10 protein-coding genes are annotated in these 12,771 nt (G+C 43.7%); 5 read left to right on the top strand and 5 right to left on the bottom strand.

The features are described from left to right. Positions 1–162: 162 nt before the first annotated feature. On the bottom strand, positions 163–1,389 hold the full coding sequence (gene mnmA, locus QL898_RS03900; RefSeq protein WP_290175862.1) for a tRNA 2-thiouridine(34) synthase MnmA: 1,227 nt from the start codon (positions 1,387–1,389) through the stop codon (positions 163–165). Between the two features lie 260 nt (positions 1,390–1,649). Here mnmA and ispF point away from each other — a divergent pair, with 260 nt between their 5' ends. The 5 genes from ispF to QL898_RS03875 all read left to right on the top strand — a co-directional run bounded on the left by ispF (position 1,650) and on the right by QL898_RS03875 (position 7,130). Beyond that, a complete protein-coding gene (gene ispF / locus QL898_RS03895; RefSeq protein ID WP_290175861.1) occupies positions 1,650–2,153 on the top strand; it encodes a 2-C-methyl-D-erythritol 2,4-cyclodiphosphate synthase in 504 nt (167 codons plus the stop codon). 116 nt (positions 2,154–2,269) lie between these two features. Beyond that, complete coding sequence (gene grxD / locus QL898_RS03890) at positions 2,270–2,620, top strand: Grx4 family monothiol glutaredoxin (RefSeq protein WP_057759647.1); 351 nt, start codon at positions 2,270–2,272, stop codon at positions 2,618–2,620. 266 nt (positions 2,621–2,886) lie between these two features. Beyond that, positions 2,887–3,435 carry a hypothetical protein gene (locus QL898_RS03885; protein ID WP_238069713.1) on the top strand — a complete coding sequence of 183 codons (549 nt, stop codon included), beginning with the start codon at positions 2,887–2,889 and terminating at the stop codon, positions 3,433–3,435. A gap of 601 nt (positions 3,436–4,036) precedes the next feature. Continuing rightward, positions 4,037–5,932 (top strand): tRNA uridine-5-carboxymethylaminomethyl(34) synthesis enzyme MnmG, encoded by a 1,896-nt coding sequence (gene mnmG, locus QL898_RS03880; RefSeq protein WP_290175860.1) that lies wholly within the window; start codon positions 4,037–4,039, stop codon positions 5,930–5,932. Between the two features lie 238 nt (positions 5,933–6,170). After that, positions 6,171–7,130, top strand: coding sequence for an AEC family transporter (locus tag QL898_RS03875; protein WP_290175859.1), 960 nt, complete (start codon positions 6,171–6,173; stop codon positions 7,128–7,130). A gap of 110 nt (positions 7,131–7,240) precedes the next feature. Here QL898_RS03875 and QL898_RS03870 read toward each other — a convergent pair whose 3' ends face one another. From QL898_RS03870 to QL898_RS03855, 4 genes are all read right to left on the bottom strand, one after another. Further along, complete coding sequence (locus tag QL898_RS03870) at positions 7,241–7,405, bottom strand: hypothetical protein (RefSeq protein ID WP_290175858.1); 165 nt, start codon at positions 7,403–7,405, stop codon at positions 7,241–7,243. Between the two features lie 48 nt (positions 7,406–7,453). Continuing rightward, a complete protein-coding gene (locus QL898_RS03865) occupies positions 7,454–8,455 on the bottom strand; it encodes an LLM class flavin-dependent oxidoreductase (RefSeq protein ID WP_290175857.1) in 1,002 nt (333 codons plus the stop codon). Positions 8,456–8,802: 347 nt separating this feature from the next. After that, positions 8,803–11,286 (bottom strand): glucose/quinate/shikimate family membrane-bound PQQ-dependent dehydrogenase, encoded by a 2,484-nt coding sequence (locus QL898_RS03860; protein WP_290175856.1) that lies wholly within the window; start codon positions 11,284–11,286, stop codon positions 8,803–8,805. 204 nt (positions 11,287–11,490) lie between these two features. After that, positions 11,491–12,420, bottom strand: a complete 930-nt coding sequence (locus tag QL898_RS03855) for a LysR substrate-binding domain-containing protein (RefSeq protein ID WP_057759664.1) — start codon at positions 12,418–12,420, stop codon at positions 11,491–11,493. Between the last annotated feature and the right edge of the window lie 351 nt (positions 12,421–12,771).

Here is a 12,771-nt window from a genome sequence, read left to right as displayed (position 1 = left end):
AAAATTACCATATAAAAAACGACGTCGAAATCGTTGCGCGTAATATAGCAGAAATATGATATTAAAAAAGCGGTCTATGCAAATAAAGCGATGTTGGCCCTCGTTAAAATCAATCTATTCACTGCATCAACATCATGCTTTAAGTTGGGTCTTAGGAATCAATTAGAATCCGCAAGGTGCATCGATAGATTCAATCACGCCGCCGCCCAGACATACTTCATCGATATAAAATACCGCTGACTGACCAGGGGTGACGGCGCGCTGTGGCTCATCAAATACCACGCGCACTTCGCTGCCATCAGTATTGGTCGCAAACACGCGACATGCTTGATCTGGCTGGCGATAGCGAGACTTTTCCATACAGGCTAGACCTTCGTCGCTAAACACATCCGCAGGTGGTAGACCATCAATCCAATCGAGCTTATAGGCTTTTAGCTCGTTGCTCATTAGCATGGGATGTTCATGCCCTTGACCGACGATTAAACGATTTTTCTCTAAGTCTTTTGCCAATACAAACCACGGTGCCTCTACACGGTCTTTAACACCGCCAATACCGATGCCGCCACGTTGACCCAATGTGTAATACATGAGGCCATCATGAGTACCGATGACTTTATTATCATCAGTAAGTATCTCGCCTTTTTGAGCAGGCAGATATTGCTGTAAGAAGTCTTTAAAACGGCGCTCACCAATGAAGCAAATACCCGTAGAGTCTTTCTTTTTAGCCGTCGCTAGGTCATGCTCTTCAGCAATCTGACGTACCATTGGCTTTTCAAGCTCACCAACTGGGAATAGCGTTTTGGCGATTTTGTCACCGCCAACCGCATGCAAGAAATAGCTTTGGTCTTTATTGTTATCAAGACCGCGTAAGAGCTGTGCAACCTCGTCACCTTCGGCATTGGTATAGTTTACACTGCGGCGCGTGTAGTGACCTGTAGCGATATAATCTGCCCCAAGGGTCAACGCATAGTCCAAAAACGCTTTAAACTTGATTTCTTTATTGCACAAGATATCTGGGTTTGGGGTGCGTCCTGCTTTATATTCCGCCAAAAAGTGCTCGAATACGCGATCCCAGTATTCCATAGCAAAGTTGGCCGTGTGCAGCTTCATACCGATTTTGTCACATACGGCTTGCGCGTCTGCTAGATCATCCATCGCCGTACAGTATTCGGTGCCGTCATCTTCTTCCCAATTCTTCATAAACAAGCCTTCGACCTTGAAGCCTGCCTGCTGAAGTAATACGGCTGATACAGAAGAATCGACCCCACCTGACATACCGACGATTACATGCTTGGTGCTAGGGTTTTCGACATCAGCAAGTGTTAAAGGGCGATGAGCATTAAAAGACTCAGAAACGGTTGTGCTTGAGGTATTTTGTATGGCTGACATAAAACGGCTCAACTATTTATACGTTATCCAAAGTACATGCCGACGCCAAGTGTTATGCAATCACTACAATACGTAGTCTCAGCACAACAACGTCAGCTTGTCTTTTGGATCTGGTATTATGATAAAATAAACGTCATATTATACCAGTTAATTGAAACTGATGGCGACCGATGGTGTCTGGCTACTAGTAAAACCACTTTGAAAATTCAGATAGTGGTTTTGAATTATTTTAATCACCTTTAACTCATCTTGGAATAATAATGATAAAAATTGGTCAAGGTATTGATGTTCACGCGTTTCATAATAATGGTCAGCAGCAGCAATATGTCATTCTAGCAGGCGTGCCTATTGAGCATACTCACAGTTTGCTCGCACACTCTGATGGGGATGTGGTTTTGCACGCACTTGCTGATGCGCTGCTTGGTGCATTGGCGCTTGGTGATATCGGGCAGCATTTTCCTGATACCGATGCGGCACATGCTGGATTGGATTCACGAGTATTGCTGCGTTATGTTTATAGTAAGGTGAAAGAGGCTGGTTATAGCCTAGGTAATGCTGATATTACGGTGATGTGCGAGCGTCCAAAGTTAGCGCCGCATAATCCAGCCATGCGCGCTAATATCGCTAGCGACTTACAAACAGATATTAGCAATATCAGCGTGAAAGCCACCACGACTGAAAAATTGGGATTTACAGGTCGTCAAGAGGGCATCATGGCCAATGCCGTGGTATTATTAGTCCCTAATGCTATCGAACCTACATAGATAGAAATTCGTGCTTGTAATACAGCGGCAGTCGCCCCATGTATCAGCCACGTCTTTACACAATTATTTTATATAAATAATCATTTTAATGAACCGCTTTATCAATAGGAGCTTTTATGAGTGAGCAAACCCCAAACACTGCTGCAAACGACGTTGAACAATTGATCCGTGATCAAATCCGTGACAACAAAGTCATTATCTACATGAAAGGCACACCGCAATTTCCACAGTGTGGCTTTTCAGCGCGCTCTATTGAAGTGCTGACTCAGATTGGTCGTCCATTTGCGTTTGTAAACATTTTAGAAAACCCAGAAATCCGTGCAACGTTGCCAAAAATCGCGAATTGGCCAACGTTCCCGCAATTATGGATTGATGGTGAGTTGATGGGTGGATCAGACATCATCTTGCAAATGTATCAATCGGGCGAGCTAAAGCCATTGGTTGAAGCAAACAGCCCTGCTGCTTAATACTTGAAAGTGTGAATTGGATGTCTTTAATGTCCAATTAGCCTTTGCAAGATACAAGCACGGCAAACCCAAGTAGTCATTAATGGCTATTTGGGTTTTTTTATTGTCGCTATTAGTAACGTTAGTACCGTATTTATTATTGTCCCTATTAGTATTTCCACTCGCGTATGTCATTAGGTTTCGTTGTTTTTATAGGATTTACCCCCATATAGTGTCCAAGATACCAGCGATATAAATAATAATTATCAGATGAGTAAGAGAGCTTTATGAATAATCAAACCAGCGAACAGTCAAACGAGCAAAGAGAAGCGGCTGAGCAGGCGGCTATTGAAAAACGCCGTGAACGTTTAAAAAATGAATCGACACGCATTATTGAGATTGCTAATAATGAGTCATACTCAGCACTTAAATGTATTCATCAGCTTAGTGTGGCAGGCGGTGCAACTGAAGCAACCTATGTGGCTATCGAGCAGCGCATCGTTGTAGACCAAGATCCTGCAGGCGCTTATCATTTGGCACTGTTGGCACAAAACACACCAGATTTGCCAATCGATGCTCGTCAGCTTATCGAGTTGGTAGTCAACAAAGGTGATAACCATCAGCGTTTAGCATTGCTTAAAAACTTACCATTACCGCCAGTTGAGCTTATCAAAGAGCAGATCTTGGCCAGTGATGATGGTGAGGCGATTGGTCAAATGAACGCTTATCTACAGATCAATCCAGAAGGGTATGGTAGCCATCATATGCTGTCTAGTGGTCAATCAGATCAGATCGTACCGCTTAGCCCTGGCAATAATAATCAAAACGATGATTAAAACAGTAACTAAGGCGTGTCTTCAGTTCACCCGATAGTCATCTAAATGGGCTAAAAATGGCTAAATCTTGCCAAACATCGTCAAATAGCTGTTTAATATCCCGATATTATTTGCGCTATTTTTCTTGTTTGACGGCAATTTATCTCATTTTTATCACCATTTTTGAAATGAAGACACGCCCTAGTAAGGCAACAACTAGCAAGATAGTAACCAGAGTAGAGAACTTTTCGCTTAATTTTAATAGTTTTTGTTCTAACGTTTTTTAAGTATCAAAAAATTGTTATAATTATGGGTTATTCAGGGCGTGTTCTTAATCTGAACAAAAGCATCTGAATGGGCTAAAAATGGTTAAATATTGCCAAACTATGTCAAATAGCTGGTTAATATCCTGATATTATTTGCGCTATTTTCCTTGTTTGACTGCAATTTACCTCATTTTTATCACCATTTTCAAAATAAGAACACGCCCTAACCAATTATGAACGACTTATCTGAGTCGTTATCTTTTTTATAAATTCGACTGACGTTTATTTGCTGACTGTTTTCTTATTTGAACATAAGATATGGCAATCAGCAGCGTTATGAGTCAAGTGAGGCACACATGCAATACCCAAAACATTACGACGTGATAGTGATCGGCGGTGGTCATGCTGGTACAGAAGCTGCTCTGGCGGCTGCACGTATGGGCGCACAGACCTTATTGTTGACGCATAATATTGAGACGCTCGGGCAGATGAGTTGTAACCCTGCGATTGGCGGTATCGGTAAATCGCATCTAGTACGTGAGATTGATGCGTTGGGCGGTGCAATGGCATTGGCAACGGATAAAGCAGGTATCCAGTTTCGCGTACTAAACAGCCGTAAAGGGGCTGCCGTTCGTGCCACACGCGCGCAAGCAGACCGTATCTTGTATAAAGCGGCTATTCGCCATACGCTAGAAAACCAGCCAAATTTAGATATATTCCAGCAAGCCGCTGATGATATCTTGGTTGAGAATGGTCGTGCGACGGCTGTTGTGACTTCTACAGGTATTATTTTTAAGACCGAAACAGTGGTATTGACTTCAGGAACTTTCTTGGGCGGTGTGATTCATATTGGTTTAGAGAACTCAAATGGTGGCCGTGCAGGGGATCAGCCTTCTATCAAGTTGGCAGATCGTTTACGTGAGCTTAAGCTGCCAGTTGGTCGTCTAAAAACAGGTACCCCAGCACGTATTGATGCACGTAGTGTTGACTTTAGCGTGATGACCGTACAACCAGGTGATACACCGTTGCCAGTGATGAGTTATATGGGTGATGTCTCTATGCACCCTGAGCAAGTTAACTGCTATATCACGCATACCAATGCGCGTACTCATGACATCATTCGTGAAAACCTTGACCGTTCACCAATGTTCTCTGGCAAAATCGAAGGCGTGGGCCCACGTTATTGCCCATCGATCGAAGATAAGATTCATCGCTTTGCGGATAAAGACAGCCATCAGATTTTCATCGAGCCAGAAGGTCTGACCACACATGAGTTGTATCCAAATGGTATCTCAACCAGTTTGCCATTTGATGTGCAGTTAGACTTTATTCATAGTATGAAAGGCTTAGAAAACGCGCATATTACTCGTCCAGGTTATGCGATTGAGTATGATTACTTTGATCCACAAAACCTAAAGCCAACGCTTGAAACCAAGTCGATTGATCGTCTGTACTTTGCAGGTCAGATTAATGGTACGACAGGCTATGAAGAAGCGGGCGTACAAGGTTTGCTTGCAGGTACCAATGCGGCATTGGTCACTACCAACAATAGCGAATTTGACACATGGACACCGCGCCGCGATGAAGCGTATCTCGGTGTACTTGTCGATGACTTGATTACTCACGGTACTACCGAGCCTTATCGTATGTTTACGAGCCGTGCAGAATATCGTTTATTGCTACGTGAAGACAATGCAGATCAGCGTTTGACTGAGACTGGTCGTAAGCTAGGTCTAGTAGACGATGTACGCTGGCAGGCCTATCAAGAAAAAATGGAAGCCATCGCGACAGAAACCTCACGCCTAAAAGATATGTGGGCCACGCCTGCTAATGCTTTAGGTAAGCAAGTGACTGAGCAAACAGGTGAAGTGCTGTCTAAAGAGTCGACTGCCTTTGATTTGCTAAAGCGTCCGCAAATACATTTTGCTGATATCGCCGCTATCACGGACTCAACCGTTGATGCACAAGTGGGTGAGCAGATAGAGATTTCTGTTAAATATGCTGGCTATATCGATCGTCAACAAGAAGATATCGACCAAATGAAGCGTTTAGAAAACACGGCGCTACCGTTAGACTTTGATTATAGTATCGTGTCAGGTCTATCGAACGAGATAGTACAGAAACTTACGCAAGTTCGTCCTGCGACGCTAGCCCAAGCTGGACGCGTAAGCGGTGTAACCCCTGCTGCTATTCAATTGTTGGCAATGACGGTTAAAAAGCATAAAAAAGCAAAAGCTGCATTGGACTCATAATAGGCATGCAATAAAGCCTTTTATAATAAAGTACTTATAGTATAAAAGCCCGTAACGATATTTCATTACGGGCTTTTGTTTGTCAAAAAAAACGTCAGTTTTAAAAGAAAGTCACATGTAACCTTGTCCTACTTGCTACTTTGTCTCTATACTAGGTCAGTAAATTTTCTTACTACTTGTTAATTTGTCTCGCTGATGTCCATATATTGATGGGCTTGTCACCGAACTGAGTCTACTTATGATTGATGCTATTGTTTTTGCTATTACCATTGTTTTACCCAACCTTGCCTTAATGTGGTTGGGTTTTTTTATGCAACGACGTGGTGAAGCAAGCCAAACTTTTATCGATCAGGCGTCAAGTTTTGTCTTTAATTATTGCTTGCCGTGTTTATTGTTTTTTAGCGTGGTTGATAGCGACGTCGATTATGGTAAGCAAATTACGCTTATCCTTGTTGGTATCTTGGTGACGTTTATATTATTTATTGGCGCAGAGTTTTATGCCAAACGCTTCGTCAAGCGTCCTGAAGACCAAGGTGTGTTTGTACAAGGCGTATTCCGTAGCAATATGGCCATCATTGGCCTTGCAACCGTGGCCAACGCTTACGGCGCGCAAGGGTTAAGTATCGGTGCGGTCTATATGGGCGTGGTGACGATACTGTTTAATATCTTGGCGGTCATTACCTTGAGCCGCGTATCCAAAAGCGTAGATGACACATGGGTTAGTCGCGGTACGATGATCGTAAAAAAATTGCTAACCAATCCTCTAATTTTGGCATTGGTCGGCGCATTCGTCTATAAAGCACTACCATTACCGCCACTCACAGGGGTGATTCATACCACCGGTGACTTACTGGCAGCGGTGGCTCTGCCGCTAGCACTGATCTGTGCAGGTGCTAGTATTAACCTAAAATCTATGTTGCATCCTTCGGGCTTATCTATGCAGGCGAGTATTGGTCGAATTGTCATCGCACCATTGATTGCGATCGCTGTTGGGCTCGGATTTGGACTATCAGGCGTGCATATGGGGGTGTTGTTTTTGATGGTCGCATCGCCCACAGCTGCAGCCAGCTATGTCATGGCAAAAGCAATGGGTGGCAATGATGTATTGGCGGCTAATATTTTGGCATTTACCACTGTTGTCGGCATGTTTGGTATGGCGATTGGGGCAGCGTCGTTACGTGCCCTTGGATTGATGTAATGCAGATTTTATACTATTCTTAAATAAGTAAGTATTTTCGCTTTATCTAATTTTGATAGTCTTAAAAAAGCCCTCTTTTCAAATAAGAAAAGAGGGCTTTTGGTATTAATCTAGCGTTCACTATTACGCTTGTCTTCACGGCGCTGCTTGCGCTTTGGACTAGTACGATAGGTTAAATACCCACCGATAGCCATAGCGGCAAGAAAGGCAACGATATACATAAATATTGACGAGCCAATCATGAGCGATGCACCGATAATGGGAGTTGCTTCCATGTCAAAAATCCAGTTAAGGTTCATCAATAATTATGCAAGTGTCTCATTTCATTGTAAAGTAAATAAGTTTAGCTCCGATGTAAGTTCAAGTGAACGGATACGGGCAGCTTGGTCATAGATATTGGCCGTCACAATCAGCTCATCTGGCTGATAGGTTGCCAAAAACGCAGCGAGTCTCGGTTTTACCGTGTCGACAGAGCCAATGAATGATACTGACAATGCATTGTCTACCATCATTTTCTCTGCTTGACTCCAGATACTGTCCATATCGTGAGTAGGCTTAGGCATTTGACCTGTTTCACCACGGCGCAGACGTACAAAGCTCTGCTGTGCTGAGGTAAAGTGATATTGAGCGGTCGCATCATCATCAGCCAACAATAAGTTTGCAGCCAGCATCACATAAGGCTTATCTAGATAGACAGACGGTTTAAACTGTTCGCGGTAAGTCTCAATTGCTTGCCCAAGCATTTGCGGAGCAAAGTGAGAGGCAAACACATAAGGCAGTCCTAAATGTGCAGCCAAAGTCGCACCAAATAGAGAAGAGCCTAATATCCAAATCGGTATGCCTGATTTTGCGCCAGGAAATGCCTGTACGGGACTGCCTTCTGTATCATTACCTAGGAAATACATCAGCTCTTGCACATCTTGTGGAAAGCGTTCGGCGTCTTTCATTTGTCGACGAAGTGCCTGAAACGTCGCACCATCAGTACCAGGCGCACGGCCTAGACCTAAGTCTACACGGTCGCCATATAATGCCTGCAAAGTACCAAACTGCTCAGCAATCACGAGAGGGGCATGGTTCGGTAGCATAACGCCGCCAGCACCAATACGGATACGGTCAGTTTGACTACCGATATGCGATAGTAGTACCGAAGTGGCTGCACTGGCGATACCCGGCATATTATGATGCTCTGCCATCCAGTAGCGGTTTAAGCCTGATTTTTCTGCTTGCTGCGCGGTTTCCACCGTTTGGGCGATGCCTTCAGCGATGGTTTTGCCTTGAGGTACAGGTGCGAGGTCTAAGAAGGATAAAGGGATTTTGTTACTCATAAATGTTCCAGTAGTGTGTAAATTATTTTCTACTGATATGCTTATAGACAGTGGTAGTTTCAAGTGCCACTAGTCACTGTTAATGAATCATAACAAAGCCAGCTAACTCTGTTTTTAAGCTTGCTTAACAATTATTAAGGGGTATTTATAAAGGTTGTCGTTGGTCAAAATAAGCGATAAATAAAACATAAGTGAGGTCATAAAAGGGTTTAGCAGCATTACACTGTAGCATTAGAAAAAGATGGCATTAAAAAAAGCAGGCAATCTAAGTTACCTGCTTCTCTAATTATTCGATTATAAGATAATGATAAATTAAATAATCACTATCTGAAGAACCAAATGCAACACTATTTAGCTTGGTCACCAAGCTTATAAGCTAAGACATAATCACCAATGGTTGTTCCAACTGAACCATGGCCACCTGCGACCAATACGACCATTTGCTCACCTTTAGAGTTCAAGTAAGTCATTGGCGTGGCTTGACCACCTGCTGGAATACGGACATTCCATAGCACGTCGCCATTTTTCAAATCATAAGCTCGGAAGTTGTTTTCTGTCGCCGCTGACAAGAACGCGACACCGCCTTTGGTGATGATAGGTCCACCGATACCAGGTACGCCTAGCTCCAGTTTGATAGGGATAGGAGACAGATCCTGTACCGTACCATTTTTGCGTTGATAAGCGATATCACCTGTGGCTAGGTCAGCACCAGCGATCGTGCCCCATGGTGGCTGCTGACAAGGTACGCCTAGCGGTGACAAGAAGGGACCTAATTCTACTGCATAATCTGCACCTTCATTGGCATTGACACCTTGCTCTCCTTTATTGGTCTCTGCATCGCCCAACGTGTCTCTAGGAATGAGTTTTGAGGTAAATGCCAAATATGTCGGCATACCAAACATCACGCCATTCTCAGGATCGACGGCGATACCGCCCCAGTTAAAGGTACCAAAGTTACCAGGATAGACCAAGCTACCATTGGTTGATGGCGGGGTGTAGCGACCATCATAATTGAGCTGATTGAACTCAATACGGCACATCATTTGATCAACGAGACTGGCACCCCACATGTCTTTTTCAGTCAGTGGTTCAGGCTCAAAGCTCAAGCCAGAATAAGGCTGAGTTGGCGCTGCGTGCTCACCTGCGATGAGATAGCCTTGCGGTGCAGGACGCTCTTTAATCGGTACAATAGGCTCACCCGTTGCGCGGTTCAAGACGTATACATCGCCTTGTTTGGTTGGTACAACCAGCGCAGGCTGTACACCATCGGCCGTATCTAGATCAAGTAAGGTTGGCTGAGCAGGCGTGTCCATGTCCCAAAGGTCATGATGCACAAACTGCTGAACCCAGCGTGCTTCACCAGTCTCGATATCTAGAGCGACAACAGACGTTGCATACTTTTCTTCAGCAGCATTTCGGTAGCTACCTAGCTGATCTGGCGTACGGTTACCCATAGGGAAGTATGCCAATCCAAGCTCTTCATCGGCAGTAGCGACTGACCATGAGTTTGGTGAGCTGGTCTTGTAAGTTTGGGTTGGATCATTGACATCGAAAGGCGCTGTATTATCAGGATCGCCTGAGTCCCAGTTCCAAAGAAGCTCACCAGTATTGACATCATACGCACGGATCACACCAGAAGGCGAGTTGACGTCATAGTTATCATTGACAGCACCAGCGACGATGATGGTATCGCCTGCGATAACTGGTGGTGACGTAGAATAATAGTAACCTGCTTGATTGAACGGCATGTTATGCATCAAGTCTAATGCACCATCATCCCCAAAGTCTTGGCAGCGTTGCCCAGTATTTGGATCGAGTGCATATAGTTTCGCATCAGAAGTTGGGATAAATATCTTGGCATCACATTGCTTAGATGCGTTTTCAAAGGTATTACCAGCAATTTTTTGTACTTGTACAGGACTGGTCGCTTGACCCGCATAATAAGATACGCCGCGGCAAGTTTGATGCTGACGTTGTAAGTTTTCCTCTACTTGAGGATCAAACTTCCAAAGCGTCTCACCAGAGTCGGCATCTAGCGCTAGTACCCAGTTATGAGGGGTACATAGGTATAAGCCATTGCCGACTTTTAATGGTGTTGCTTGATAAGTGGTCTCGCCGACATCGTTAGGACCTTTGACATCACCTGTTTGGATTTGCCATGCTAGCTCTAGATCTTTGACGTTATCGGTATTGATTTTATCTAGAGGCGAGTAGCGCTGACCATAATCAGTACGACCATACGCGCTCCACTCACCATCTGGCGTTTGTTGACCGTTTGATAACGGATCACCAAGGTTGGCTGACGTCTCATCTGAGCTGACGTTTTGCTCGTCATCATTTGCAGCAGTCAAATCAAGCTCACCGAGTTTGTCAGTGGCATTGTTGGCTAGACTACCAAAAGAGAGTAGTGCACCTACGACTACGCTTACGAGCAGGCCCCAATAATACAGAGGGCTTTTCTTAGCAGTATTTGTGGTTGATGTATTAGCTGCAGCATTTGCGTTTACTTGAGTTTTAGGCCCAAGCATTTTGTTGGATACCCATGGTAGTAGCATGAGCAAACCAAATATAAGCGGAAAGCCAACTCGAGGTGCTAGCGCCCACCAATAAAAGCCAGATTCCCAAAGTGCCCAAGCCATGGTTGCTACGATAAATAGCGCATATAACCCGTAAGCACTCCAGTGTTTTTTGAACAATAAAAAAGCTGTCGTTAGTATGATAACGCCAGCAATAAGGTAGTAAGGACTACCGCCTAAGGACAATAAATAAGCGCCGCCAATGAGTAGAGGGGCGGCAAAAATTGCCATAATGATCGCTACGAATTTTTCCATGAGCGGTATCACCTGTTTACAAAAGAGCAAGTTAATATGTATTGATATTTAGTCGCTAATTAATTTCATTCGACCAAATATCAATACAAGTGTGAATAATATATAAAAGAAACATTGAATAACGTTCTAGAATCTATTTTATCATCCACAGCTCAGTCTAGTAAGGGTGAGCAAGTCTGAGATACTTTATTTAACAAATGCTCATTAATTTGCAAATTGCTTTTGGCATAGCTCCATGAACGCACGTCCATATTGACGGATTTCTGCATCATCGCGTACCGCCATCCAACTGGTAAAGCGACCAAAATGATCGACGGGGATGGCAGTCAGGTTTTGATAATGGCTTGGCTCAAACGCCATTTCTGCGATGATACCTATACCTAGGCCTAGACCGACATAGGTGCTAATCACATCGGCATCGAGCGCCGCTAGTACGATATCTGGCTCTAATCCTGCTTCGTCGAACGTCTTGTCAATCGCGCCGCGTCCTGTAAAACCACCGTGATAAGTAACAATCGGATAGCTGGCAAGTGTGGGCAGGTCAATAGACTCTTGGCTAGCCAGTTCGTGATCACTCGGTACGATAACGCGATGCGTCCAGTCATAGTAACGGTAGCATCTAAGATAGTTATTATGTAGCAAGGACTCAGTGGCGATACCAATATCGGCTTGACCACGGATGACCATTTGAGCGATGGTCTCAGGATCTGCCTGTTGTAAAATCAAATTTACTTTAGGGAAACGATCTTTGAACTCTTTAACCACTTGCGGCAGTACATAACGCGCTTGTGTGTGAGTAGTGGCAATCGTCAACGTACCGATATTAGGATTATTAAAATCTAAACTGAGGTTTTCAATGGTACGGATTTCAGCAAAGATAGACTCGATATGCGGCATAAGCGCTGTGCCCATAGTGGTCAGTCCTGTCAGACGTTTGCCTTGGCGCACAAACACTTCCGTCTTTAACTGGTTTTCTAGTGCAGCAATATGCTTTGATAAGCTTGATTGACTGGTATGTAGCACGGTCGCCGCTTGGCTTAAGTTATAACCGTTAATCACCGTATGCCATACTGTTTCTAGCTGTTTGAGCTGAATCTGCAAATGCCGTTGGTTGACCACTACGTCGATTGCCATAACTTAATCCTATTGTATAAATATACAAACCTCGTCTGTATATGAAAGTAAAAATGTCTGAACATACAGTAACAAAGTAGTGTAAAACAAAGCTATTATTCTTGTATATAATAAATAGCTATCAATTTATGATAATTATGAATATAGAATTTGTATTTTGCAATGCTAAAAAATTATCCGTTCCGTAAACGCTGTCTAGTCAATGAAGCCATTTGACCTAACAATTCATAAAGAACGGTCATTATTGAGCATAAAAAAACAGCTACCTTCTAAAAGATAGCTGTTTGTCAGTTATAAAGTTATTTATTAATATTTACTGCTGTTAATCAGTTGATACTGACCAACTTCAAA

Source organism: Psychrobacter sp. APC 3279, assembly GCF_030407795.1.
In the GTDB taxonomy this organism is placed as follows: Bacteria; Pseudomonadota; Gammaproteobacteria; order Pseudomonadales; family Moraxellaceae; genus Psychrobacter.
This window is presented reverse-complemented; position numbering and strand designations above follow the sequence as displayed.

What these genes read in the sequence shown, in the direction of transcription:
- mnmA (WP_290175862.1), bottom strand. Translation starts at nt 1,389, where the DNA reads ATGTCAGCCATACAAAATACCTCAAGCACAACCGTTTCTGAGTCTTTT.
- ispF (WP_290175861.1), top strand. Translation starts at nt 1,650, where the DNA reads ATGATAAAAATTGGTCAAGGTATTGATGTTCACGCGTTTCATAATAAT.
- grxD (WP_057759647.1), top strand. Translation starts at nt 2,270, where the DNA reads ATGAGTGAGCAAACCCCAAACACTGCTGCAAACGACGTTGAACAATTG.
- QL898_RS03885 (WP_238069713.1), top strand. Translation starts at nt 2,887, where the DNA reads ATGAATAATCAAACCAGCGAACAGTCAAACGAGCAAAGAGAAGCGGCT.
- mnmG (WP_290175860.1), top strand. Translation starts at nt 4,037, where the DNA reads ATGCAATACCCAAAACATTACGACGTGATAGTGATCGGCGGTGGTCAT.
- QL898_RS03875 (WP_290175859.1), top strand. Translation starts at nt 6,171, where the DNA reads ATGATTGATGCTATTGTTTTTGCTATTACCATTGTTTTACCCAACCTT.
- QL898_RS03870 (WP_290175858.1), bottom strand. Translation starts at nt 7,405, where the DNA reads ATGGAAGCAACTCCCATTATCGGTGCATCGCTCATGATTGGCTCGTCA.
- QL898_RS03865 (WP_290175857.1), bottom strand. Translation starts at nt 8,455, where the DNA reads ATGAGTAACAAAATCCCTTTATCCTTCTTAGACCTCGCACCTGTACCT.
- QL898_RS03860 (WP_290175856.1), bottom strand. Translation starts at nt 11,286, where the DNA reads ATGGAAAAATTCGTAGCGATCATTATGGCAATTTTTGCCGCCCCTCTA.
- QL898_RS03855 (WP_057759664.1), bottom strand. Translation starts at nt 12,420, where the DNA reads ATGGCAATCGACGTAGTGGTCAACCAACGGCATTTGCAGATTCAGCTC.